Below are 23,842 nucleotides of genomic sequence, written 5' to 3'. Positions count from 1 at the left end.
TCTTTTCTCGACCCGATTTCCTCGGTGCTTTCCAGGTTTCCGCTCTCGCGTTTCCCTTTCCGGCGTTTCCGACTCTATCAGATCCTTTCGGCGTCCGATTCCCGGTCGGCGGGATTGTCTGGGGCTTTTCGGCTCTCGCCTGTCGGCCTTTCGACATTCACTACGTTAGCCGACTCCCGCCGGGACTCATAATCGAGTTCCGAGAGTTCGAATTCAGACATGCAGGCATGACGAATCCGACCCCGTCAGGGGAAGTCGTAGGTAGTGGGTGGCCGCTTCCGGCTGCTGGCGAATGCCGTACCCGGTTCAAGCGGCTCGGGCTACATTACGCACCCTCCGGAGACGCGTCAACTTGAGCGGCGCCTGGGCACGTGGGCCCGGTAGGGGCTGACCGTGTGGTCGCCGTCGACCCAGTAGCGCCACGGATGGACGATCCCGTCGCCCCCTTCGCCGGCGACTCCGGTACGCGGACCGTTGCGTACCTGGTCGGAGGGGACCGGTGTACCGCTCAGCGTCCGCAGCGGGGTCTCGCCGGCGGCGCACGCGTCCGTGCCGTCCAGGGCCCGGTCGACGCCCAGGGCGGTGGCCAGACGCGCCGGGCCTTTGGCCAGTTCTCTGTCGTATCGGGCCGAAAGCCGACGTTTGCGGGCCAGGTCGGCGCCCTCGATGATCTCGCCGGCGCGCAGCAGGACCGCGCTGGCGGTGCCCACGGGACCGCAGACGAGGTTCATGCAGAACCACATGCCGTAGGTGAAGTAGACGTACACATGTCCGGGCGGACCGAACATCACCTCGTTGCGGGGTGTCGGGCCGCGATAGGCGTGGGAGCCAGGGTCGTTCGGGCCGTCGTACGCCTCGACCTCCGTGATGCGGACGGCGATCGGGCCCTCCGCGGTGGTGCGGAGGAGGATGCGGCCGAGGAGGTCGGGGGCGACCTCCAGTACAGGGCGGTCGAAGAAGTCCCTGGCGAGTGGCGTACGGTCCGGGGGCACGATCATGGCGTCCGAGCCTAGTCCAGGCCGGGGATGCCAAGGGGTGGTCAAGGATTCGTCTCCTTGCCAGGGTGTGGGCCGGAACCGGTCGCGGCCGGATCGCGTTTGTAGGGATCAAGGGTCCGTACGTAAAGGGAGAGTCATGGGGTTCAAGAAGCTGCTCGCGAGCCTGGGGGCCGGTGGGGCTTCCGTCGAGACGGTGCTCACCGAGATCAACGTCGTTCCCGGTGGCGTCGTCCAGGGCGAGGTACGGATCCAGGGCGGGTCGGTGAACCAGGAGATCCAGGGGCTGTCCGTGGGTCTCCAGGCGCGGGTCGAGGTGGAGCACGGCGACGAGGAGTTCAAGCAGGACATCGTCTTCGGCAAGGCGCGGCTCGGCGGTGCTTTCGAGCTGCAGGCCGGAGCGGTGCACGCGGTGCCGTTCGGGCTGGAGATCCCGTGGGAGACGCCGGTCACGATGATCGACGGGCAGGCGCTGCGCGGCATGAACGTCGGTGTGACGACCGAGCTGGAGATCGCGCGTGCCGTGGACTCCGGTGACCTGGACCCGATCAACGTGCACCCGCTGCCGGCCCAGAAGGCCATCCTGGACGCCTTCATCCAGCTCGGCTTCCGGTTCAAGAACGCCGACCTGGAGCGCGGTCACATCCGGGGGACGCGGCAGACGCTGCCGTTCTACCAGGAGGTCGAGTTCCACCCGCCGTCCCAGTACCGCGGTCTGAACCAGGTCGAGCTGAGCTTCGTGGCGGACGGGCACGCCATGGACGTCATCCTCGAAATGGACAAGAAGCCGGGGCTGTTCAGCGAGGGCAGTGACACGTTCCGCTCGTTCCAGGTGGGTCTGCACGACTTCCACGGGACCGACTGGGCGGCCTATCTCAACCAGTGGCTGTCCGAGGTCGGCAGCAAGCGCAACTGGTTCTAGGCTCGGAACCGCGGAGTCCGTCACGGCTTCCGTCAGCGATCAGCATCGATCAGGAGGTACCGAGGTGACCGAGCTCAAGCGGCGGCCGCTCCCCCATGACTTCCATCCGCCCGTCCCGTCGTTCACGGTGACGAGCGAGGACATCACGGAAGGGGCCACGCTCAAGGACGCTCAGGTCTACGCCAAGGGCAACACCTCGCCGCAGCTGCGGTGGGAGGGCTTTCCGGCCGGGACCAAGAGCTTCGCCGTGACCTGCTACGACCCGGACGCCCCGACGGGCAGCGGGTTCTGGCACTGGTCGGTGTTCGACATCCCGGCCTCGGTGACCGAGCTGCCGGCCGGTGCGGGCAGCGGCAAGTTCGAGGGTCTGCCCGACGGCGCGGTGCAGGTGCGCAACGACTACGGGTCGAAGGACTTCGGCGGTGCCGCGCCGCCGCCCGGTGACGGGCCGCACCGGTACGTCTTCACGGTGTACGCGGTCGACGAGGAGAAGCTCGGTCCGGACGCCGACGTGTCGCCCGCCGTCGTCGGGTTCAACCTGCGGTTCCACGCGATCGCCCGCGCCCAGTTGGTCGGCGAGTACGAGAACCCCGAGCAGGGCTGACGCACTCCGCGAAATCAGCCAACCGTTCATTGAACGTTTGCCCGTCCCTGGTCTTGGAAGTGATCAGGGGCGGGCAGTTTTTATTGCGTTGTCCATCTCGGCGCGCCCGTCCAGAGTTGATCCAAGCCCGCCGGGGGTGGGCACGGTGCACATGGGAGGTGGGCTGGATGCGTGACACGCTGGTGCTGAACGCGAGCTTCGAGCCGCTGTCTACGGTGACGTTGAACCGAGCCGTCGTCCTGGTGCTCCAGGCCAAGGCCGTTGTCGAGCAGGCCCACCCCGAGCTGCGCATGCGCGGAGCCGACGTGGACATACCCGCGCCCAGGGTGATCAGGCTGTGCCGCTACGTCCGGGTTCCGTTCCGGAGACAGGCGCCCTGGTCGAGGCGCGGTGTGCTGGTCAGGGACCGGCACCGGTGCGCGTACTGCGGACGGCGGGCGACGACCGTCGACCACGTGGTGCCTCGGGCCCAGGGCGGTCAGGACTCTTGGCTGAACACGGTGGCCTCGTGCGCGGAGGACAACCACCGCAAGGCGGACCGGACGCCCGAGCAGGCGGGGATGCCGTTGCTCCGGCGGCCGTTCGAGCCGTCGCCGCAGGACGCGATGCTGCTCGCCATGGGGGCCGAGGATCTGGCGGCGCTTCCCGAGTGGCTGGCGGGGGACGTGGCCGCCTGATCGGAGGCCTCGCCGGTCCCCTCGTGCGGCCGCGGCCGCGTCGTGGCTTCTCCCACGGATCCCCGCGCCCCACGGAGCAGGTGGGCGCGGGGACCGTCGTTTTAGGCGTCCTAGTCGATGGGGGGCTTCTCGCGGCGTTCCTGGGCCGGGACGCTGCCGCCTCCGCCGTTGGAACCGCCGCCCAGCGGGCCGAAGTTGCCCATCGCGCCGGAGAGGCCCTTGAGGGCGTCGCCGATCTCGCTGGGCACGATCCAGAGCTTGTTGGCGTCGCCCTCGGCGATCTTCGGGAGCATCTGGAGGTACTGGTAGGACAGCAGCTTCTGGTCCGCGTCGCCGGCGTGGATGGCCTCGAAGACGGTGCGGACCGCCTGGGCCTCGCCCTCGGCACGCAGGGCGGCGGCCTTGGCCTCGCCCTCGGCGCGCAGGATCTGGGACTGCTTCTCGCCCTCGGCGGTGAGGATCGCGGCCTGGCGCGTGCCTTCCGCGGTGAGGATCGCGGCGCGCTTGTCGCGGTCGGCGCGCATCTGCTTCTCCATCGAGTCCTGGATGGAGGTGGGCGGCTCGATCGCCTTGAGTTCGACGCGGTTGACGCGGATGCCCCACTTGCCGGTGGCCTCGTCGAGGACGCCGCGCAGGGCCGCGTTGATCTCCTCGCGGGAGGTCAGGGTGCGCTCCAGGTCCATGCCGCCGATGATGTTGCGGAGGGTGGTGACCGTGAGCTGCTCGATGGCCTGGATGTAGCTGGCGACCTCGTAGGTGGCCGCTCGCGCGTCGGTGACCTGGTAGTAGATGACCGTGTCGATGTTCACGACCAGGTTGTCCTGGGTGATCACCGGCTGGGGCGGGAACGGCACGACCTGTTCACGCAGGTCGATGCGGTTGCGGATGGTGTCTATGAACGGGACCACGATGTTCAGGCCCGCGTTCAGGGTCCGCGTGTAGCGGCCGAAGCGCTCCACGATGGCGGCGCTCGCCTGTGGGATGACTTGGATCGTCTTGATCAAGGCGATGAAGACCAACACCACCAGAATGACCAGGACGATGATGACCGGTTCCATCGTCGCTCCCCGTACCCTTCTCCGCCTCGGCAGATCTTTTGACTGTTGAAGATCTTGCTGGACGAGTCTGACAGACCCTCGCCCAACTCGGGAGTCGTTCCGCTGAGTTGCGTCGTACGAGGTCAGATGACGATGGCCGTGGCTCCCTCGATCTCCACGACGTCCACTTCCTCTCCGGCTTCGTAGGCCCGCCCGGTGTCGAGCGAGCGTGCCGACCAGATCTCGCCGGCCAGCTTGATCCGTCCGCCGGAACCGTCGACGCGTTCCAGTACGAGGGCCTGCTTGCCCTTCAACGCGTCGATGCCGGTGGCGTGTTGTGGTCGCTGGGCGGCGTGCCGGGCGGCGATGGGCCGTACCACGGCGATCAGGGCGACGGAGACGGCGACGAAGACGAGGACCTGGATCACGACGCCCGCACCGAGTCCCGCGGTGGCCGCGGCGGCCACCGCGCCGATCGCGAACATGCCGAATTCCGGCATCGCGGTCACCACGAGCGGGATTCCGAGCGCCGCGGCGCCGACGAGCCACCACACCCATGCGTCGATGCTGTTCACATCGCCATGGTAGGGCCGGGGGTGCCGAGCCCGACAGGGTGCTTTCCGGAGGCGGGACGTCCGCGGGGCCGTCAGGAGGGGTCAGGACAGCGGGAGTCCGTGGGCGGTCCAGCGGTCGCCGAGCTGTTCGACGACGAGCGGGAGGCCGAAGCAGAGGGAGAGGTTGCGGGAGGTGAGTTCGAGTTCCAGCGGGCCGGCGGTGAGGACCTTGCCCTGGCGGATCATCAGGACGTGGGTGAAGCCGGGGGCGATCTCCTCGACATGGTGGGTGACCATGATCATGGAGGGTGCGATCGGGTCGCGGGCGAGACGGCCGAGGCGGCGGACCAGGTCCTCGCGGCCGCCGAGGTCGAGGCCGGCGGCGGGCTCGTCGAGCAGCAGCAGTTCGGGGTCGGTCATCAGGGCGCGGGCGATCAGGGTGCGCTTGCGCTCGCCCTCGGAGAGGGTGCCGAACCTGCGGTCCACGTAGTCGGTCATGCCGAGGCGGTCGAGGAAGGCGCGGGCACGCTGCTCGTCGACCTCGTCGTACTCCTCCTGCCAGTGGGCGGTCATGCCGTAGGCGGCGGTGAGCACGGTCTCCAGGACGGTCTGGCCCTTGGGGAGCTTCTCGGCCATGGCGATGCCGGCCACGCCGATGCGCGGGCGGAGGTCGAAGACGTCGACCTTGCCGAGGGTGTCGCCGAGGATGGTGGCGGTGCCCTTGCTGGGGAAGAGGTAGCTGGAGGCGATGTTCAGGAGGGTGGTCTTGCCGGCGCCGTTGGGGCCGAGGATGACCCAGCGCTCGCCCTCCTTCACCGACCAGGAGACCTGGTCCACCAGAGCCCGGCCCTCGCGGACCACGGATACGTCCTGAAGCTCCAGAACATCGCTCATGAGCGCGTTGTCTCCCCTTGCAGTGTGGCCGGTCTCGGCCGGCGCGTACGCCGGTGGCTCGGGCGGCGGCGCCGGTGGGCGCGGCCCTTATGAAATCTACGCCACGAGTGCGGCGCTCCATTCCATCGGTCCGGTCCTTAGGGTGGAGGCATGTTCTCGGAACCGCGTTCAGGACGCCTCGCCGCTTGGGGAAATGCCCTTTTGGCCGGACTTGTCTCTCCGGATGACGCCGTGCTCGCCATCGTCGGCGAGGACGCGGTGCACCGGGTGGAGGGGCTGCCGGGAGAGCCGGCTCCGGTCGGGCTGACGCTGGCGCTGGGGCGGCTGCGCACGCTGGGGGCGACCGGGCTGCGGGTCGCGCTGCCGGCGCCGGGGCATCCGCTGGGGCTGAGCGGTCCGCCGGAGTTCAACGCGCGGGCCCTGCAGGCCGAGGAGGCGGTCGTCTGTCACGGCGCCGCGTTCGGTCTGGTGCCGGAGGTGTCCGAGGCCGGTCCCGCCGGTGACGTGCACGTCGAGGTGGTCTGGCACGTGCTGCCGGTCCGGGAGGCGCCGCCCGCGGACGTGCCGTCGCTGGGCGAGGCCGAGCGGGAGCTGGCGGAGGCGCTCAGGGACGCGACCGAGGTGCTGTCCGGGCTGGACGTCGCCGGGTCCGGTCCGGTGGCCGAGGCGGCGATCGACGCCTACCGGTCGCGGGCCGCGCGGGGCCGGGAGGTGCTGGCCCCCGGGTATCCGCCCAGGGCGGTACGGGTCCTGGAGCTGGCGCAGCGGGTCGGGATGCTGATCTCGCTGGCGTACGAGAACGGGCACGGCGGCGCGGTGAGCGCCTCGGAGATGGCCGCACGGTCGCTGGCGCTGCGGCCGGTGGAGCGGACGGCCCGGCGGGCGCAGGTCGCGGCGTACGACTCCATGGTGGAGGAGCGCGAGCGGGGGCGGTAGGACGGCTGAGGGCCGCGCCGGACGGCACGGCCCTCGTCTGCGGGGCCGGTGCTACTTGTTGGCCGAGGCGTTGCCGAACGCGGGGTTCAGGAGGCCGACCACGTCGACGGAGAGGCCGGAGGCGTTGACCGGGACGTCGAGCGGGACCTGGGCGACCAGGCCGGAGGCCACGCCCGGGGAGGCTGCGGCGTCGCCGCCGGCCGCGGCGTCGGCCATCGCGGCGCCGGCGGAGGCACCCGCCGCGATGCCGGCGACGGTGAGGGCGACGGCGGCCTTCTTGGCGATGTTCATGGAAACGTTCCTCCTGCGGATGCTGGTGCGACCCGGCCGTGGGCCGTGCGCTGATCAACGCGGGAGGGTCCCCGGTGGCACGGGGCGAGGGCCGTGACTGCCCGTTCGGATCATTGGGCGGAAGATTCACTGAGAGTAGGAGTCGCTGGCCCTATGAGCCGTTGAGCGGACAAGCCGACCGGCCTCCCGGGGGTGCCCGGAAGGCCGGAGGTCGATGCCGCGGTGCGGCGCGGGTCTCAGTGGTTGAGGCCGAGGTTGCCGAAGGCGGGGTTCAGCACGCCGATGACGTTGACGCTGTTGCCGACGGCGTTGACCGGGACGTGGACCGGGACCTGGATGACGTTGCCCGAGACGACGCCGGGAGAGCCGTGGGCCCCGCCGTCGGCGTGCGAGCCGCCGGTGTGGGCGGAGGCCATCCCCGCGCCCGCGGCCACGATCCCGCCGGCCACCATCGTCACGGCCGCTGCCTTCTTCAGGTTCTTCACTTCTTGACCCTCCTTGGCGATCGCCGCGGCGGTCGCCGCGGCACGCACTGAAGAACGCCGGTGGCCGGGAGAGGATGCGCCGTCCGGGTGACATTCCCACGACGGTATGAATCTCAGCCCGTAGGACGACCCTTCAGGTTGCCGCCGGTGAAGCGTTGCGCAGGACGTTTCAGCCGGTCACGCCGTGGCGTACGGCCCACAGGGCCGCCTGGGTCCGGTCGGCGAGGTCGAGTTTCATCAGGATGTTCGAGACGTGCGTCTTGACCGTCTTCTCGGAGAGCACCAGCGCGCGGGCTATCTCCCGGTTGGAGCGGCCGTCGGCGATCAGTCCCAGCACCTCCCGCTCCCGTTCGGTGAGGGATCCGCCGCGGCCCTGTCCGGAGTGGGTCTCCTCCTGGGAGAGCAGGGCGCCGGCCACCTCGGGCTGGAGCACCACGTGCCCGGCGGACACCGAGCGGACGGCGGTGGCGAGCGCGTCGGGATCGACGTCCTTGTAGACGTACCCGGCGGCGCCGGCGCGCAGGGCCGGCACCACCGTGCGCTGCTCGGTGAAGCTGGTGACGATGAGCACGCGCGCGGGGTTGTCGAGTTCGCGCAGCCGGCGCAGCGCCTCCACGCCGTCCATGCCGGGCATCTTGACGTCCATGAGGACGATGTCGGGGCTCAGTTCCTGGGCGCGCTCGACTCCTTCGGCGCCGTCGGCGGCCTCGCCGACGACCTCTATGTCGTCCTGGATCTCCAGAAAGGTGCGCAGGCCCCGGCGGACGACCTGGTGGTCGTCGACCAGCAGGACCCGGATCGCGTCAGCCACCGGGGACCTCCATCTCGATCGTGGTGCCCTTGCCGGGCGCCGATTCCACGGTCAGCGTGCCGCCGACCCCGCTCGTCCGGTCCCGCATGGAGACCAGGCCGAGGTGGCGTCCGGCACGACGGGTCAGGTGCGGGTCGAAGCCGCGGCCGTCGTCGGTGACCCGCAGCACGGCGCCGCCGCCGCGCCGGTTCACGGTCACGTCGACGTGCTCGGCGCCGGAGTGCCGCAGGGCGTTGTGCAGGGCTTCCTGGGCCACCCGCAGCAGCGCCTCCTCCTGGGCGGCGGGCAGCGCGCGGAACCCGCTCGCGGCGAAGGTCACGCGCGCGTCGTGGGCGCGGTCGAGGACCTGGATCTGGGTGCGCAGGGTGGCGAGCAGGCCGTCCTCGTCGAGGGCGGCGGGGCGCAGCTCCACGACGGCCGCGCGCAGTTCGTCGGTGGCCTCGGCGGCGAGGGCGGCCACCTGCTGCAGTTCGCCCTTGGCGCGCGAGGGGTCGCGGTCGATCAGGGCGGCGGCGGCCTGGGCGGTCAGGCGCAGCGAGAACAGCTTCTGGCTGACCGCGTCGTGCAGTTCGTGGGCGAGCCGGGAGCGTTCCTCGGCGATGGTCAGCTCGCGGCTGCGTTCGTAGAGGCGGGCGTTGGTGAGGGCGATCGCGGCGTGCTGGGCCAGGATGGACAGGAGTTCCTCGTCCTCCGCGGTGAAGCCGCAGCCGCCGTGGGGCTTGGCGCACCTCTTGTTGGCGAGGAACAGCGCGCCGATGGTCTCGTCGCCGTCGCGGATCGGCAGGCCGAGGAAGTCGGACATGTCGGGGTGGGCGGACGGCCAGCCCCCGAAGCGGGGGTCGGTGCGGACGTCGGCGAGCCGCTCGACCTTCGCCTCCTGGAGCATCGCGGCGAGGATGCCGTGCTGGCGCGGGAGGGGGCCGATGGCCTTCCACTGGGCGTCGGTGACGCCGTCGACGACGAACTGGGCGAAGCCGCCGTGGTCGTCGGGGACCCCGAGCGCCGCGTACTCGGCGTCGAGCAGCTCGCGGGCGGAGGCGACGATCGTCTTGAGGACGTCGCGCACCTCCAGGTGCCTGCTCATGGCCAGCAGCGCGGAGCTGACCGCGGCGAGGCCGGACCGGGGGCCTTGGCTCATGTCCTCACGGTACCGGCGGGGTGCGACAGCGGTGATCGGCCGTTGGTGGCGGGGCGCCGGGCCGTTGGCCCTAGGCCTCGGGACCTAGGGCGCGCGCCCCGGACCTGCGGCGTAGTCCGAAGGGCCCCGCGGATTGCGTCCGGCGTCCGAGGCGGCCGGGGCGGCGCCGTTCCTAGGTTGGGATCATCGCCGACGCGGGCGGACGGAGCCGAGGGGACGGTTGTCATGCCGGTAGCGATCATCACGGGAGCGTCGAAGGGGCTGGGACGGGCACTGGCCGGGGCCCTGGCCGCGCGCGGCTGGGACCTGGTGCTGGACGCCAGGGGTGCGGAGGCGCTGAAGGAGGCGGCGGAGGCGGTGGCGGAAGCGGGGGTCCGGGTGGCGGCGGTGCCGGGCGACGTGACGGATGCCGGGCACCGGGCCGATCTGGTGGCGGCGGCGCGCCGGCTGGGCGGGCTCGACCTGGTGGTGAGCAATGCCAGCGCGCTGGGCGCCGAGCCGCTGGTGCGCCTCGGCGAGCTGCCGCTTGCGGGCCTGCGCCGGGCGCTGGAGGTGAACGTGGTGGCCGCGCTGGGCCTGGTCCAGGAGGCGCTGCCGCTGCTGCGGGGGTCGGCGGCAGGGGCGGTGGTGGCGGTCAGCTCGGACGCGGGCGCGGAGGCCTACGAGACCTGGGGCGGGTACGGCGCCTCGAAGGCGGCCTTGGACCAGCTGGCGGCGGTGCTGGGCGTGGAGGAGCCGGGGCTGCGGGTGTGGGCGGTGGATCCCGGGGACATGGCGACCGGTCTGTACGCGGCGGCCGTACCGGACGACGACGATCCGCGGCCGGCGCCGGAGAGTGTCGTACCGGCGTTCCTGCGGCTGCTCGACGAGCGGCCAGCCAGCGGACGGTACGGCGCGCCGGCCCTGGTGGAGGAGCGATGACGACCGCTCTGCGGGTGCCCGAGGAGCTGTCCGCGCGCGTGCCTGCCGAGCAGCGCGGGCCGGGCCTGGAGCGCGATGCCGTACGGCTGCTGGTGTCGCGCGGTACCGCGGTGTCGCATCACGCCTTCGCCGAGCTGCCGGTGCTGCTGCGGGCCGGGGACCTGCTGGTGGTGAACACCTCGCCGACGCTGGCGGCCGCCGTGGACGGGCGCGTGGGGCACGCGCGCGTGGTGGTGCACTTCTCCACGCGGGGGGACGACGGCCGGTGGGCGGTCGAGCTGCGGGAGCCGGACGGCAGGGGGACGACCCGCCCGCGCGCGGGCACCGCGGCGGGCAGCGAGGTGCGGCTGCCCGGGGGCGGGCGGCTGGTGCTGACGGAGCCGCTGAGCGCGCGGGGCGAGCGGCTGTGGTGGGCGCGGGCCTCCGGGGACGTGCCGGGGACGCTGCGGGAGCACGGCCGGCCCATCCGCTACTCCTACACGGAGCGGGACCAGCCGTTGTCCGTGTACCAGACGGTGTTCGCGCTGCCCTTCCCCGGCGGGGCGGGGAGTGCGGAGATGCCGAGCGCGGCGCGGCCCTTCACCGCGCGGCTGGTGGCGGAGCTGGTGAGCCGGGGCGTGCAGTTCGCGCCGGTCACGCTGCACACGGGGGTGTCGTCGCCGGAGGCGCACGAGCCGCCGTACGCGGAGCGTTTCGCCGTGCCGGCGGCGTCCGCGCGGCTGATCAACGCGGCCAGGACCGGGGGCAGGCGGGTCGTGGCCGTGGGGACGACCGCGGTGCGGGCGGTGGAGTCGGCGGCGGACGCGGACGGGGTGGTGCGGGCGGCGGAGGGCTGGACGGAGCTGGTGGTGACGCCGGAGCGCGGAGTGCGGGCCGTGGACGGGCTGCTGACCGGGCTGCACGAGCCGGAGGCCTCGCATCTGCTGATGCTGGAGGCGGTGGCGGGCCGGGCCGCGGTCGAGCGCAGTTACGAGGAGGCGCTGGGCGGGCTCTATCTGTGGCACGAGTTCGGCGACGTGCACCTCATCCTCCCGGAGGAGGGGCCTCACGCAGAGCATTGCGTCAGCAACTAGCGGTGAGATCGGGGCACCGATGATGTGAGGACGCGCATAGGGCGCACATCACGTACTAACGGACATAGGAGATAAAGGGTCCCACGGTGAACGGGGCAGACGACCTAGTCTGTCCCGTTTTGCCCCTCCGGGGCCTACGACCCGGGATCGTACGTCACAGCTTTGCCAGGGCATTTTGCGGCCGCTAAGAATTGCTCTCGTCGCTCAGCACCGCGGGTTCCCCCCGCGGTGCTCGTGCAGGAGGAGCCGGTCTCCCCCGCGGACTAGGAGCGACCTCCGCGCTATTCGAAGAGGTCCCACTGCTATGCCCAAGCACTCGCACAGTCCCACCCTGACCAAGCACCACAAGATCGCGCTCGCCGGTGTCGCCACGCTCGGCGCCGCCGCCCTCGCCTTCTCGGCCGTGCCGAGCAGCGCCGGGACCGTCGCGACCGGCTCCCCCGAGGCCGCTGCCCAGGTGTCCTACGACACGCAGCAGGTCAAGGACGTCAAGGGCGCGGTCACCGACCAGCTCGCCCAGCGGAACGTCAAGGTCGAGGCGATCGCCGCCAAGAAGACGCCCTCCGCCCACGCCCGGCACGTGGCGCACGTGAAGAAGGTCCACGCCGCGCACGCCGCCCACGTGAAGAAGGTCCACGCCGCCAAGGTCAGGGCCGCGCACGCCGCCCACGTGAAGCACGTCGAGGCCGCCGCCAAGAAGGCCGCCCACACCGCTCACGTCAACCACGTCGCCAAGCAGGCCGCGAGCCGGTCCGCGCAGCGCCCGCAGCTCCAGCAGGCCGCCTACGGCAACAACCTGGACGGCTGGATCCGCCAGTCCCTGGACATCATGAAGTCCAAGGGCATCCCGGGCTCCTACAACGGCCTGCACCGCAACATCATGCGGGAGTCCTCCGGCAACCCCAACGCCATCAACAACTGGGACATCAACGCCATCAACGGCATCCCGTCCAAGGGTCTGCTCCAGGTCATCCCGCCGACGTTCGCCACGTACCACGTCAACGGCACGTCCTGGAACATCTACGACCCGGTGGCCAACATCACCGCCGCCGCCAACTACGCGGCCCACCGCTACGGCACGATCGACAACGTCAACAGCGCGTACTGAGGCCTGCGCGGACCTCTTCACGCATACGCCGGAGGGCGGCACCCCACTGCGGGGCGCCGCCCTCCGGCGTCGTGGTGACGGCTACTTGCGCATGACCTCGGGCTCGTGGCGGCGCAGGAAGCGCGCCACCAGGAAGCCGCAGATCACACCGAGCACGATCAGCGCGGCCATGTCCATGCCCCAGGCACCGGCCGTGTGGTTCCACAGCGGATCCGTGCTGGTCGGATCCTCCGTGTTGGGCGCGATGTTGTTGAAGTCCAGCGTGGCGCCGTCGGCGCCCACCGCCCAGCGGGACGGCATCAGGAACGACACCTGGTTGACGCCGACCGCGCCGTTCAGGTTGAACAGGCAGCCGGTGAACACGACCTGGATGATCGCGAACATCACCAGCAGCGGCATCGTCTTCTCGGACGTCTTCACCAGCGACGAGATGACCAGGCCGAACATCATCGAGGTGAAGCCGAGCCCCATGATCGGGATGCAGAGCTCCAGCAGGATGGAGTGGCCGAGGACCACGCCCTGGTCCGGGACGGTGCGGCTGGAGAAGCCGATCAGGCCGACCATCAGGCCCTGCGCCATCGTGATCACGCCGAGCACGACCACCTTGGACATCAGGTAGGCCGACCGGGACAGCCCGACCGCGCGTTCCCGTTCGTAGATGACGCGTTCCTTGATCAGCTCACGCACGGAGTTCGCGGCGCCCGCGAAACAGGCGCCCACGGCGAGGATCAGCAGGACCGTGGTCGCCGTGCCGTTCGGGACGGGGATGCCGGTCTTCGAGTTCACCGGATTGACCAGCAGGGTCTTGTCGCTGTCGATCAGCAGGCTGACCGCGCCGAGCACCGCCGGCAGGATCACCGTCAGCGCCAGGAAGCCCTTGTCGGAGGCTATGACGGCGACGTATCTGCGGATCAGGGTCAGCAGCTGCGACCCCCAGCTCTGCGGCTTCTTCGGCCGCATCGCCTGCATGGCGGGCATCTGTACGGACTGCGGCGCGATCGCGTCGATGTCCGCGGCGTACATCTGGTAGTGCTGCGAGCCCTTCCAGCGGCCCGCCCAGTCGTAGTCGCGGTAGTTCTCGAAGGCGGAGAAGACATCGGCCCAGGTGTCGTAGCCGAAGAAGTTCAGCGCCTCCTCGGGGGGCCCGAAGTAGGCGACCGAACCGCCCGGCGCCATCACCAGGAGCTTGTCGCACAGCGCCAGCTCGGCCACCGAGTGCGTGACGACGAGGACGGTGCGGCCGTCGTCGGCGAGGCCGCGCAGCAGCTGCATGACATCGCGGTCCATGCCCGGGTCGAGGCCCGAGGTGGGCTCGTCCAGGAAGATCAGCGACGGCTTGGTCAGCAGCTCCAGGGCGACCGAGACCCGCTTGCGCTGACCGCCCGACAGGGACGTGACCTTCTTGTCCTTGTGGACGTCGAGCTTCAGCTCGCGCAGCACCTCGTCGATGCGGTCGGCGCGCTCCTGGCCGGTGGTGTCCGCGGGGAAGCGCAGCTTGGCCGCGTACGTGAGGGCCCGCTTGACGGTCAGCTCCTTGTGCAGGATGTCGTCCTGCGGGACCAGACCGATGCGCTGGCGCAGCTCGGCGAACTGCTTGTACAGGTTGCGGTTGTCGTACAGCACCTCGCCCTCGTTGGCGGGGCGGTAGCCGGTGAGCGCCTTGAGGAGGGTCGACTTGCCGGATCCCGACGGGCCGATGACGGCGATCACGGACTTCTCCGGGACGCCGAAGGAGACGTCCTTGAGGATCTGCTTGCCGCCGTCGACGGTGACCGTCAAGTGCCGTGCGGAGAAGGAGACTTCGCCGGTGTCGACGAACTCCTCCAGACGGTCCCCGATGATCCGGAAGGTGGAGTGGCCCACGCCGACGACGTCGTTCGGCCCGAGCAGCGCGGTGCCGCCCTTGGCGATCGCCACACCGTTGACGTACGTGCCGTTGTGCGAGCCGAGGTCGCGGATCTCCATACGGCCGTCGGGCGTCGAGTGGAACTCGGCGTGATGACGGGAGACCTGCAGGTCGGAGACGACCAGTTCGTTCTCCAGGGCACGGCCGATGCGCATCACCCGGCCGATGGAGAACTGGTGGAACGTGGTCGGGCTGCGGTCGCCGTAGACCGGCGGCGCCCCCGCGCCGCCACCGGAGGCCATGGCCGGGGCGCCCTGCTGCCGCGGGATCGCCGAGGGCCCCTGCTGCCGGTCCTGTTGCGGGGCCGCCGGCTGGGCGGCCTGCGGCTGGGACCAGCCCGCGCCACCGGCGCCCTGCGCGGCGTACGGCTGCTGCCGTGGCTGGACAGCGGCGCCGGACAGGCTCAGCCGCGGCCCGTCGTCGGCGTTGCCGAGGTGCACGGCCGAGCCCGGGCCGATCTCCGTGCGCTGGACCCGCCGGCTCTGCACGAAGGTGCCGTTGGTACTGCCGTGGTCCTCGACGACCCAACCGCGGCCGTCGAAGCTGATCGTGGCGTGCCGCCAGGAGACCCTGGCGTCGTCGAACACGAGGTCTCCCTGCGGATCACGTCCGAGGGTGTAGGACCTGGACGGATCAAGCGTCCAGGTACGTCCGTCTGATTCCAGTACGAGTTCCGGCACTCCAAGCCCCATGAGTAGTCCCCCGAGTTACCCCCATCACAGGGAGTCTAGGGATGTCGAACATCGTCGGGAACTATTCCAGGCTCGGCCCTCTGACCGAAAGCCGGGCCTTGTGGAGGCCTCCCGCGAGCGCTTCAACTCTTTCCGTTGACGGGGTTGAAACCGGGCCGGAGAGTGGTAATTCACGCGAGGGGGACAAGCGCGGCGGAGCGGTCCGGCGCGTTCGCGGATCGGGGGGTCGGCCATGGGTCCTGGCACGTCCGGTAGGGGAGTCGAGAACACGGCGCACGGCGCACGGCTGCCGTGGGGCGACGTCCTGCTGTCCGCGATCGCCGCGGTGAGCTGGGCGTTGATCGGCATGGCGGGCACCGCCGCGCTCGGCCTGCACCTGCTGCGGGCCGACGCCACGGGCTCGCTGGGCCCGATGACGGCGGCGGTCGTGGCCCTTGGTGCGGGTGGGTCGGTCACGCCGAACGGAGATCTGTCGGCATTCGGACTCAAAGGGGCGGAGGCCACCACAGCCATCGAGATCACGCCATTGGGGGTGAGCCTGGTGGGAGCCCTGCTCCTGTCCTGGTTCTTCCTGCGGTCGCTGCGGGCGGGCCGGGCGGTGATCGCACCGGCCGAACTCCTCGCCCGCGCGGGCTCGGTGGTGGTGCTGTTCGTGGCGGTGCTGGGCGGACTGGCCTGGGCCGGGCACTCGGTCGTGACCATCGACGGCGGCAGGCTGGGGCTGGACAAGCTGCCCGGCACCGGCGGCGGGAGCGGCGGCGGCGGCGGCCTCAGGATCCCCGGCATCGGGGACGTCGGCGGGCTGCTGCCGGACCGCCTCGGCGATCTCGTGCACGCCAAGGCGGCGGTCGGCTTCCGCGTGGACACGGCGCCGACGCTGCTCGGCGGCCTCGGCTGGTCGGCCGGCGTCCTGCTGATCGCCCTGCTGGCCTCGCGCCGCACCCCGCTGCCACCCGGCTGGGAGGCGGTGCACCGGGTGGTGCGGCCCGCGGTCTCGGCACTGGTGACGGTCCTGCTGCTGGCGGTCGCGGCAGGCTGGGCTGCGGCCGCCTACGCGGCGGTCGGGGACCCGCATCCGGGCCGGATCATGGGCGCGGCGCTGCTGGGCGCCCCGAACGGCGTCTGGCTGGGCATCCCGATCGGCCTCTTCGTGCCCTTCGACGGCAGGGCCACGGGCATCCTCACCATGGTCCTGCCGCACCCCCTGGACGACCTCCTGAACGCACCGTCCCCCAGGTCGGTGACCCTGGGCAGGCTCGCGGACCTGGACGGACGGGTCTGGCTGCTGGGCGTGGCAGCGGCGGTGCTGATGCTGCTGGCCGGTGTGTTCACGGCAGCGCGGACGCCGGTGGCCCACGGCGGCCGGGACCCGGGGACGGGGGCGCTCGGGTTCGCGGGGCGGTGCGCGGTGCGGCTGGGCGTGGCGACCGCGCTCGCGCTGCCGTTGCTGGCCTGGCTGACGGACGTGTCCGTGGACGCCTCGCTCTCCGTGCTGGGCTTCGACGGATTCGGCGCGGGCATCGAGCTGCACGGGCAGACGGGCATGGCCCTGCTCCTCGGCGCGGTGTGGGGCGCCGTGGCGGGAGCGGCGGGGGCGCTGCTGGCCCGCGCGACGGGCGCCGCCGGCAGTCGCGCGGCACCCCTGGCACTGGGTGACGCGGACACCACCGGACAGCTGCCCCCGGCTGCTCCGGGAAGGCCCGGAGGCGAAGACCCCGAGGGCCCGTACGCTCCGGCGACCCCGTACCGTCCGCCGAACCCGCACACCAACCCCTACCTCCGCGTCCCGGCCGAACTGCGCGAACCGGGCGCCCGCGGGCGGGACGCCTGGCCCGAGCCGCCGCGGGACTCCACGGCCGACGCCGGACGCGCGGGCGACGCGTGGGAAGCGCGGGGCGCCGTGCCGGACGGCGAACGCTCGGGGAACACGTGGGGACCGCGGGATGACGTGCCCGGATCGGGAAGCGAGTGGGGACGCCGGTCCCAGGGGCCGCCTCGGGGGCGGCGGGACGCGGCGGGTCCGCAGGACCGGCCGGGGCCGTGGGGCGACGGGACACCGCGGCCACCGGGTACGGCTCCGGAGGGCGGCCCCGGCGGCGTCGGGGGTCCGGGCGGGCACCGCGACGCCGGACGCACGGGCCGTCCCGGCTGGTCCGGCGGCCCGGCCGGCGCGGACGGTGCGGGCGGCGCGGGCCGGTGGGCTTCGGGGAGCGCGGCGGCTCCGGGCGACGGGCGGGACGGCAAGACGTGGTCGCCGGAGGAGTGGCCGGCCGCCGGGGGCGGCGACAGGGGTGACCAGGCGGCCGGCGACGGGGCGGCCGGCGACGGCGACGTGTACGGCGCGCCCACCATGGCCCGACCGGTCGACCCGCCACGGCGCGGGCCAGGGCCGCGACGGCCGGACGGCCCGGACGCGGGGCCGCCTCCCCCGCCGCCTCCGCCGCCGCCCGTACGGCCCCGCCGTTGAAGGAGGCCGCGAGGAGGCCGGTCGGCGACGGTGGCGTACGGACCGTGCGGGGAGCGGCGCCGAACGGTGCTGGACGATGCGTGAGGACCGGCGCACGCCCGTCCCCGCCCGTAGTACGGAAGCAAGGCGTCCGACACCGTCATGACATCTATTGTTCCGTGTCCGTCAGGCGGACTGCCTGCGCCGCGGGCACTGCGTGCCGGATACGGTGGTCACACCATGAGCGATCCGCAGACCTCCGAGGTCCCCACTCTCCTCGTCAAGATTTTCGGCAAGGACAGGCCGGGCATCACGGCCGGCCTCTTCGACACCCTCGCCGCGTACATGGTCGACGTGGTCGACATCGAGCAGGTCGTCACGCGAGGGCGGCTGGTGCTGTGCGCGCTCGTGACCCAGCCCCCGTCGCGACTGGAGGGCGATCTCAGGGCGACCGTGCACAGCTGGGCCGAGTCCGTGAAGATGCAGGCGGAGATCATCTCCGGCCACGGCGACAACCGCCCGCGCGGCCTGGGCCGTTCGCTGGTCACCGTCCTCGGTCACCCTCTGACCGCCGAGTCGACAGCCGCCATCGCGGCCCGCATCGCCAAGGCGGGCGGCAACATCGACCGTATCTTCCGGCTCGCCAAGTACCCGGTCACGGCAGTGGAGTTCGCGGTGTCGGGCGTGGCGACCGAGGCGCTGCGCACCGCGCTGGTCTCGGACGCGGCGGAACTCGGGGTGGACATCGCGGTCGTGGCGGCGGGTCTGCACCGCCGGGCGCAGCGTCTGGTGGTCATGGACGTGGACTCGACGCTCATCCAGGACGAGGTGATCGAGCTCTTCGCCGCGCACGCCGGCTGCGAGGACGAGGTCGCCGCGGTGACGGCCGCCGCGATGCGCGGGGAGCTGGACTTCGAGCAGTCGCTGCACGCGCGCGTGGCCCTGCTGAAGGGGCTGGACGAGTCGGTCGTGCGCCAGGTGCGCGCCGAGGTGCGGCTGACGCCCGGCGCCCGGACCCTGATCCGCACGCTGAAGCGGCTCGGCTACCAAGTGGGCGTCGTCTCGGGCGGTTTCACCCAGGTCACCGACGATCTGCAGGACCGGCTCGGGCTGGACTTCGCCCAGGCCAACACGCTGGAGATCGTCGACGGGAAGCTGACCGGCCGGGTGACCGGCGAGATCGTGGACCGTGCGGGCAAGGCGCGCCTGCTGCGCCGGTTCGCCGCCGAGGCGGGCGTGCCGCTGTCGCAGACGGTGGCCATCGGTGACGGCGCCAACGACCTGGACATGCTGAACGCGGCCGGTCTCGGGGTCGCCTTCAACGCCAAGCCTGTGGTCCGCAGGGCCGCGCACACCGCGGTCAACTTCCCGTTCCTGGACACGGTGCTGTACCTGCTGGGCGTCACCCGCGAAGAGGTCGAGGCGGCGGACACGCACGACGAGAGCTGACCTGGCGGACCCTCCCGTCGCCAGGGGCCCGGCACCGGAGGATCGGTGCCGGGCCCCTGGTCGTCCCAGCCGGGAGCGGTGGCCGTACGACGGTGGCCCTACCGGCCGTACGACGGTGGCGTTACCGGTCGTACGGGGGTGTCGGGCCGGTGTCAGTCGGAGGGCGCCCAGTAGTCCACGAGCGTGGTCACACCGGGTTCCAGGCTCTTCCAGGTCCCCTCGAAGGTCACCACGGCGAAGGCGGCGGCGGGAAAGCCCCGGCTGTTCATCCGGTCGCGGGCGTCACCCTCGGAGCGGCCGATGAGAATCTCGACCACGCCGTGCACGCCGGGATTGTGGCCGATGAGGATAACGTCCCGCGCGTCGTCCGGCACCTCGTTGAGGACGGCGATCAGCTCGCCCGGAGCGGCCTCGTAGACCCGCTCTTCGTAGACTGTTTTCGGCCGGTGCTCCAGCTCGTGGACGGCGAGCTTCCAGGTCTCCCGGGTGCGCACGGACGTGGAGCACAGGGCCAGGTCGAAGGCGATGCCGCTGTCCGCGAGCTTGCGCCCGGCGACGGCGGCGTCCATTCGGCCCCGGTCAGCGAGCGGTCGCTCGTGGTCGGTCACCTGTGGCCAGTCGGCTTTCGCATGGCGGAAGAAGACGATCCTGCGGGGCTCTGCGACGCTCATGTCACCCAGCTTCGCATGAAACAGGCCAACGGGCGCAGGGAGTTGACATGCGGTTCCGCCCGGTCCGGCGTCGGTGGGGCTAGTGCCCTGCGATCTGCTGGACCCGCTCGACGAGATGGGTGACGGCGGGGTCACCGGTGGTCGCGTGGGCGTCCGCCGGGTTCAGTATCAGCGCCAGCAGGGCGACGAAGGCGAGCGCGGGCAGGACGAGGGCCCACCAGGGCAGCCGGACGTCGACGCTGCCCGGGGTGACGGGGCGGGGCAGGGTGTGCGTACGGGCCGGCATGGTCGCCTCCGCGGGTCTCCGGGCTTCGGTGACCGCCGCTCGCGGCCACGATTCGAAGGTACGGAATCCGGGCCCGCCGACCCATCCGGTGATCCACCCACTTCACCCTGAGCCTCACCCCCTAGGGGATGGGGGGCTAGCCCCACCATGGGTCCGCCACGGGCCGGTCATGGGCCGCCGCGGTCGTGGTCAGGGTGACGCGAGGGTCGCGATGACGGCGATGACGATGAAGATGGCGAAGAACGAGCCGAAGACGATCAGCATCTTCTTCTGACCGTTCTGGGGGTTCGGGTCGAGCACTGGCATGGGGCCAGTCTGGCACCCCGGTGAGGGCATGGTCCGGGCGGGGTGGCCCGACACGCCGCGAGGCCGGTGCCGGCACGCGCCCGCACCGGCCTCGGCACGGCCCCACGAGCAACCAGGCCCGGGCACCGGCCGCCGCGGGTGACCCGGCCTCGGCACGGGCCTCCGCGGGTCACCGGCCTCAGCAGGGCCCACGGGACGCACCCTCGTCAGGCCCGCGCCTGGTCGCCGTACGCGGCGCTGCCCGCACGGCCGCCGTCAGGCCGCCGCGGCCGCCTCGTCCTCCACCGTGCGGTCACGGCCCGCCAGGATGCCGACCGCCATCTGCGGGATCATCAGGCCGATCATGAGGGCGATCGGCAGTCCCCAGCCGCCGCTGTGCTGGTAGAGCACACCCACCAGCAGCGGGCCCGGGATGGAGATCAGGTAGCCGACGCTCTGGGCGAAGGCGGAGAGCTGCACGACGCCCGCGCCGGTCCGCGACCGCATCCCGACCATGGTGAGGGCCAGCGGGAAGGCGCAGTTGGAGACGCCCAGCAGCAGGGCCCAGGCCCAGGCGCCCGCGGCGGGGGCGGCCCAGAGGCCGGCGTATCCGGCGAGGCCGCAGACACCGAGCGCGATCACGATCGGGCCCTGGTGCGGCAGCCGCGTGGCCACGCGCGGGATGACGAAGGCCAGCGGCACGCCCATCACCATGGTGACGGCGAGCAGCAGGCCCGCGGTGCCCGCGGCGACGCCCGCGTCCCGGAAGATCTGCGCCATCCAGCCCATCGTGATGTAGGCGGCGGTGGCCTGGAGCCCGAAGAACACGGCGAGCGCCCAGGCGGTACGGCTGCGGGTGATCCTGAGGGCGGGCGGCCGGCCGTCCGGCCCGTCGTGCGCACGCGCGCCCGCCGCGGGCCGCGGTGCCGGCACCGGTCCGCGGTCACGGACCAGCGGAATCCATGGCAGTATCGCGGCCGCCGCGAGGCCCGCCCAGACGGCGAGTCCGGTCTGCCAGCGGCCGCCCAGCGCGTCGGTCACCGGCACGGTCACCGCGGCGGCGACCGAGGTGCCGGCCGCGAGGGCCATCGAGTACAGGCCGGTCATGGAGCCGACCCGGTCGGGGAACCAGCGCTTGACGATGACCGGCATCAGCACGTTGCTGACGGCAATGCCCATGAGCGCGAGCGCGCTGCCCGCCAGGAACCCGGCGGTGCCGCCGACGTACGGGCGTACGAGCAGGCCGGCCGTGATGGCGGCCATGCCGGCGCAGACCACGGCCGGGGGGCCGAACCTGCGGGCGAAGCGGGGGGCCATGACACCGAAGACGGCGAAGCAGAACGGCGGCACGGAGGTGAGCAGCCCGGCCACGCTGCCGCTCATGCCGAGCCCGTCGCGGACCTCCTCCAGGAGCGCGCCGAGGCTGGTGATGGCGGGCCGGAGGTTCACGGCGGCCAGCAGGATGCCGACGACGAACAACCGGGTCGTCCACGCGCGCGTGCGGTTCGCCGGGCCGTCGCCCGGTTCCGTCGGACGTGCTGACGCGGAGGTCGTCATGGTGGTTTCCTCGGCTTCCATGACACCCATCATAGAATCATGGGATGATTGGTTGTCCAGTCTGCCGTACCTCCCGGGCGGCGCACCCCGGCGGACCCCGCCGCCGCTGCCCGGCCCTCGCGTGCGAAGGTGTGTCATGCCTCTGAGCCACCCACGCCGCTCGGCGCTGTCCGAGCAGGTCATCGCCGAACTGCGGAACCAGATCGCCTCCGGCGAATGGCCGGTCGGCTCGCGCATCCCGACCGAGCCGGAACTGGTCGAGCAGCTGGGAGTCGCCCGCAACACCGTGCGGGAGGCCGTGCGCGCGCTGGCGCACAACGGCCTGCTGGACATCCGGCAGGGCTCCGGCACCTACGTCGTGGCGACCAGCGAGCTGGCCGGTGTGATGCACCGCCGTTTCGCCGGGGCCGACCCCCGGCACATCGCCGAGCTGCGCTCCACCCTGGAGTCCTCGGCGGCCCGGCTGGCCGCGGAACGGCGCACCGAGAAGGACCTCAAGCAGCTCGACGCGCTGCTGGCCCACCGCGAGCGGGTGTGGGGCTCCGGCGAGCCGGAGGCGTTCGTGACGGCGGACGCGACGTTCCACCTGGCCGTGGTCGCCGCCTCGCACAACGACGTCATGACGGCGATGTACGCCGATCTGGGCGAGGTGCTGCGGGACTGGCTGCGCGCGGACGTCGGCGCCGAGCTGACCCCGGAGTCGTACATGGACCACGCGCGCCTGGTCGACGCGATCCGCGCCGGCGACGCCGAAGCGGCCGCCAAGGAGGCGGGCAGCTATCCCTACCTGTGCCGTCCCGACAGGCTCAGTCCGTCTTCTGGTGGCTGATCCACACCGAGCCGACGTCCTGCCAGCAGCGGCCGGTGAGCCGTACGGTCATCGCGGGCCCGGTGTCGACCGGGGAGCCGTCGGTGTCGATGTCCCACCACTGGGCGCACTCGACGTGCAGCCGTACCCGGTCGGTGTCGACGTAGGGGTTGTGGCAGTAGGCCACCACGTGCGAACCGCGCACGCTCGACCGGCAGGCCGCGCCGAACAGCTCAGGAGCCGGATGGTGGACGCTCCCGGCGCGCGCGAGGGAGGACGCGTCGTACGGCAGGGCCAGCACGAGGGCGAGGGCCAGGGTCAGCGGGGCCGGGCTGCGGGACAGGCGCACAAGGGGAGACCTCCTCGGCCGGGCTGGGGAGGGACGTCGCGCGGGGGACGCGTGATCCGACGTGTACTCCCAGGGTGCGCCGCCGGGACGGGGACGGCCCGGCCGGTGAGCCGAACGGGTGAGACCCGCGCCCCTGGGGGACGCGGGTCTCGCCGGATCCGTGGATCGGTGCGGGTCAGGCGCCGATGGCGTGCAGGCCGCCGTCCACGTGGATGATCTCGCCGGTGGTCTTCGGGAACCAGTCGCTGAGCAGGGCGACGATGCCCTTGCCGGCCGGCTCCGGGTCCTTGAGGTCCCACTCCAGCGGGGAGCGGTGGTCCCAGACGGCGGCCAGGTCGCTGAAGCCCGGGATGGACTTGGCGGCCATGGACCCGATGGGGCCGGCCGAGACCAGGTTGCAGCGGATGTTCTGCTTGCCGAGGTCGCGGGCCATGTAGCGGCTGGTGGCCTCCAGCGCGGCCTTGGCCGGGCCCATCCAGTCGTACTGCGGCCACGCGTACTGGGCGTCGAAGGTGAGGCCGACGACCGAGCCGCCGTTCTGCATCAGCGGCAGGCAGGCCATGGTCAGCGACTTCAGGGAGTACGCCGAGACGTGCATGGCGGTGGCGACGGACTCGAAGGGCGTGTTGAGGAAGTTCCCGCCGAGCGCGTCCTGGGGGGCGAAGCCGATGGAGTGCACGACACCGTCGAGGCCGCCCAGTTCCTCGCCGACCAGGTCGGCCAGCCGCCCGAGGTGCTCGTCGTTGGTGACGTCCAGCTCGATGACCTTGGTGGGCTTCGGCAGCTTCTTGGCGATGCGCTCGGTCAGCGTGGGCCGCGGGAACGCGGTGAGGATGATCTCGGCACCCTGCTCCTGGGCCAGCTTGGCCGCGTGGAAGGCGATGGAGGACTCCATCAGCACACCCGTGATCAGGACGCGCTTGCCCTCAAGGATTCCACTCATGGTG

Annotated in this window: 24 protein-coding genes and 1 pseudogene; 10 read left to right on the top strand and 15 right to left on the bottom strand. The window is 71.8% G+C overall.

The genetic code is table 11. From position 1 onward, the window contains the following. Nucleotides 1-347: 347 nt before the first annotated feature. A complete protein-coding gene (locus ACIRQ9_RS34150) occupies nt 348-998 on the bottom strand; it encodes a DNA-3-methyladenine glycosylase (protein WP_404182490.1) in 651 nt (216 codons plus the stop codon). 136 nt (nt 999-1,134) lie between these two features. Between ACIRQ9_RS34150 and ACIRQ9_RS34145 the strand changes: the two genes are divergently transcribed. From ACIRQ9_RS34145 to ACIRQ9_RS34135, 3 genes are all read left to right on the top strand, one after another. Continuing rightward, entirely contained in the window at nt 1,135-1,917 is a 783-nt protein-coding gene (locus ACIRQ9_RS34145; RefSeq protein ID WP_404182487.1) for a sporulation protein, read from the top strand. Nucleotides 1,918-1,981: 64 nt separating this feature from the next. Then, on the top strand, nt 1,982-2,521 hold the full coding sequence (locus ACIRQ9_RS34140) for a YbhB/YbcL family Raf kinase inhibitor-like protein (RefSeq protein ID WP_404182484.1): 540 nt from the start codon (nt 1,982-1,984) through the stop codon (nt 2,519-2,521). A 167-nt stretch (nt 2,522-2,688) separates the two neighbouring features. Beyond that, on the top strand, nt 2,689-3,198 hold the full coding sequence (locus ACIRQ9_RS34135) for an HNH endonuclease (RefSeq protein WP_404182481.1): 510 nt from the start codon (nt 2,689-2,691) through the stop codon (nt 3,196-3,198). A 110-nt stretch (nt 3,199-3,308) separates the two neighbouring features. Here the strand turns inward: ACIRQ9_RS34135 and ACIRQ9_RS34130 are convergent, their stop codons facing one another. The 3 genes from ACIRQ9_RS34130 to ACIRQ9_RS34120 all read right to left on the bottom strand — a co-directional run bounded on the left by ACIRQ9_RS34130 (nt 3,309) and on the right by ACIRQ9_RS34120 (nt 5,683). Next, nucleotides 3,309-4,256 carry an SPFH domain-containing protein gene (locus tag ACIRQ9_RS34130; RefSeq protein WP_404182478.1) on the bottom strand — a complete coding sequence of 316 codons (948 nt, stop codon included), beginning with the start codon at nt 4,254-4,256 and terminating at the stop codon, nt 3,309-3,311. A gap of 122 nt (nt 4,257-4,378) precedes the next feature. Next, on the bottom strand, nt 4,379-4,810 hold the full coding sequence (locus tag ACIRQ9_RS34125; RefSeq protein ID WP_404182475.1) for an NfeD family protein: 432 nt from the start codon (nt 4,808-4,810) through the stop codon (nt 4,379-4,381). Between the two features lie 81 nt (nt 4,811-4,891). Continuing rightward, nucleotides 4,892-5,683 carry an ABC transporter ATP-binding protein gene (locus ACIRQ9_RS34120; RefSeq protein WP_404182472.1) on the bottom strand — a complete coding sequence of 264 codons (792 nt, stop codon included), beginning with the start codon at nt 5,681-5,683 and terminating at the stop codon, nt 4,892-4,894. A gap of 150 nt (nt 5,684-5,833) precedes the next feature. Here ACIRQ9_RS34120 and ACIRQ9_RS34115 point away from each other — a divergent pair, with 150 nt between their 5' ends. After that, nucleotides 5,834-6,619, top strand: coding sequence for a hypothetical protein (locus ACIRQ9_RS34115; RefSeq protein WP_404182469.1), 786 nt, complete (start codon nt 5,834-5,836; stop codon nt 6,617-6,619). 51 nt (nt 6,620-6,670) lie between these two features. Here the strand turns inward: ACIRQ9_RS34115 and ACIRQ9_RS34110 are convergent, their stop codons facing one another. The 4 genes from ACIRQ9_RS34110 to ACIRQ9_RS34095 form a co-directional block, all read right to left on the bottom strand. Further along, complete coding sequence (locus tag ACIRQ9_RS34110) at nt 6,671-6,910, bottom strand: chaplin (protein WP_404182466.1); 240 nt, start codon at nt 6,908-6,910, stop codon at nt 6,671-6,673. A gap of 236 nt (nt 6,911-7,146) precedes the next feature. After that, nucleotides 7,147-7,395, bottom strand: a complete 249-nt coding sequence (locus ACIRQ9_RS34105; RefSeq protein WP_351329147.1) for a chaplin — start codon at nt 7,393-7,395, stop codon at nt 7,147-7,149. Nucleotides 7,396-7,564: 169 nt separating this feature from the next. Next, complete coding sequence (locus ACIRQ9_RS34100) at nt 7,565-8,206, bottom strand: response regulator (protein WP_404182462.1); 642 nt, start codon at nt 8,204-8,206, stop codon at nt 7,565-7,567. Further along, the gene (locus ACIRQ9_RS34095) at nt 8,199-9,344 is read right to left on the bottom strand and encodes a GAF domain-containing sensor histidine kinase (protein WP_404182459.1); all 1,146 of its coding nucleotides are present in this window, start codon (nt 9,342-9,344) and stop codon (nt 8,199-8,201) included. Before ACIRQ9_RS34095 ends, ACIRQ9_RS34100 begins: the two co-directional genes overlap by 8 nt. A 225-nt stretch (nt 9,345-9,569) precedes the next feature. Here ACIRQ9_RS34095 and ACIRQ9_RS34090 point away from each other — a divergent pair, with 225 nt between their 5' ends. The 3 genes from ACIRQ9_RS34090 to ACIRQ9_RS34080 all read left to right on the top strand — a co-directional run bounded on the left by ACIRQ9_RS34090 (nt 9,570) and on the right by ACIRQ9_RS34080 (nt 12,446). After that, entirely contained in the window at nt 9,570-10,265 is a 696-nt protein-coding gene (locus ACIRQ9_RS34090) for an SDR family NAD(P)-dependent oxidoreductase (RefSeq protein ID WP_404182456.1), read from the top strand. Then, complete coding sequence (locus ACIRQ9_RS34085) at nt 10,262-11,338, top strand: S-adenosylmethionine:tRNA ribosyltransferase-isomerase (RefSeq protein ID WP_404182454.1); 1,077 nt, start codon at nt 10,262-10,264, stop codon at nt 11,336-11,338. Before ACIRQ9_RS34090 ends, ACIRQ9_RS34085 begins: the two co-directional genes overlap by 4 nt. Nucleotides 11,339-11,642: 304 nt before the next feature. Next, nucleotides 11,643-12,446, top strand: a complete 804-nt coding sequence (locus ACIRQ9_RS34080; RefSeq protein WP_404182451.1) for a transglycosylase SLT domain-containing protein — start codon at nt 11,643-11,645, stop codon at nt 12,444-12,446. Between the two features lie 81 nt (nt 12,447-12,527). Here the strand turns inward: ACIRQ9_RS34080 and ACIRQ9_RS34075 are convergent, their stop codons facing one another. Next, entirely contained in the window at nt 12,528-15,044 is a 2,517-nt protein-coding gene (locus tag ACIRQ9_RS34075; RefSeq protein ID WP_404182448.1) for an FHA domain-containing protein, read from the bottom strand. A 232-nt stretch (nt 15,045-15,276) separates the two neighbouring features. Here ACIRQ9_RS34075 and ACIRQ9_RS34070 point away from each other — a divergent pair. Continuing rightward, nucleotides 15,277-17,154, top strand: a pseudogene (locus ACIRQ9_RS34070) (streptophobe family protein); the annotation flags it as partial. 576 nt (nt 17,155-17,730) lie between these two features. Beyond that, nucleotides 17,731-18,939: a phosphoserine phosphatase SerB gene (gene serB, locus ACIRQ9_RS34065; RefSeq protein ID WP_404182445.1), complete on the top strand. Its 1,209-nt coding sequence runs from the start codon at nt 17,731-17,733 to the stop codon at nt 18,937-18,939. A gap of 152 nt (nt 18,940-19,091) precedes the next feature. Here serB and ACIRQ9_RS34060 read toward each other — a convergent pair whose 3' ends face one another. The 4 genes from ACIRQ9_RS34060 to ACIRQ9_RS34045 form a co-directional block, all read right to left on the bottom strand. Beyond that, the gene (locus ACIRQ9_RS34060; protein WP_404182442.1) at nt 19,092-19,610 is read right to left on the bottom strand and encodes a SixA phosphatase family protein; all 519 of its coding nucleotides are present in this window, start codon (nt 19,608-19,610) and stop codon (nt 19,092-19,094) included. Nucleotides 19,611-19,689: 79 nt separating this feature from the next. Continuing rightward, the gene (locus tag ACIRQ9_RS34055) at nt 19,690-19,896 is read right to left on the bottom strand and encodes a hypothetical protein (RefSeq protein ID WP_351939777.1); all 207 of its coding nucleotides are present in this window, start codon (nt 19,894-19,896) and stop codon (nt 19,690-19,692) included. Nucleotides 19,897-20,085: 189 nt separating this feature from the next. After that, nucleotides 20,086-20,202 carry an SGM_5486 family transporter-associated protein gene (locus ACIRQ9_RS34050; RefSeq protein WP_089107830.1) on the bottom strand — a complete coding sequence of 39 codons (117 nt, stop codon included), beginning with the start codon at nt 20,200-20,202 and terminating at the stop codon, nt 20,086-20,088. A gap of 255 nt (nt 20,203-20,457) precedes the next feature. Continuing rightward, nucleotides 20,458-21,771, bottom strand: a complete 1,314-nt coding sequence (locus tag ACIRQ9_RS34045; protein WP_404182438.1) for a CynX/NimT family MFS transporter — start codon at nt 21,769-21,771, stop codon at nt 20,458-20,460. 103 nt (nt 21,772-21,874) lie between these two features. On the opposite strand from ACIRQ9_RS34045, the gene ACIRQ9_RS34040 reads away from it, so the two are divergent. Next, nucleotides 21,875-22,567: a FadR/GntR family transcriptional regulator gene (locus tag ACIRQ9_RS34040; protein WP_404182435.1), complete on the top strand. Its 693-nt coding sequence runs from the start codon at nt 21,875-21,877 to the stop codon at nt 22,565-22,567. On the opposite strand, the gene ACIRQ9_RS34035 is transcribed toward ACIRQ9_RS34040, so the two are convergent. Next, nucleotides 22,545-22,895 carry a hypothetical protein gene (locus ACIRQ9_RS34035; protein ID WP_404182432.1) on the bottom strand — a complete coding sequence of 117 codons (351 nt, stop codon included), beginning with the start codon at nt 22,893-22,895 and terminating at the stop codon, nt 22,545-22,547. The genes ACIRQ9_RS34040 and ACIRQ9_RS34035 overlap by 23 nt on opposite strands. A gap of 175 nt (nt 22,896-23,070) precedes the next feature. Continuing rightward, nucleotides 23,071-23,838, bottom strand: a complete 768-nt coding sequence (fabI, locus tag ACIRQ9_RS34030) for an enoyl-ACP reductase FabI (RefSeq protein WP_351326067.1) — start codon at nt 23,836-23,838, stop codon at nt 23,071-23,073. Between the last annotated feature and the right edge of the window lie 4 nt (nt 23,839-23,842).

The organism is Streptomyces sp. NPDC101237 (assembly GCF_044767465.1).
In the GTDB taxonomy this organism is placed as follows: domain Bacteria; phylum Actinomycetota; class Actinomycetes; order Streptomycetales; family Streptomycetaceae; genus Streptomyces; species Streptomyces gramineus.
This window is presented reverse-complemented; position numbering and strand designations above follow the sequence as displayed.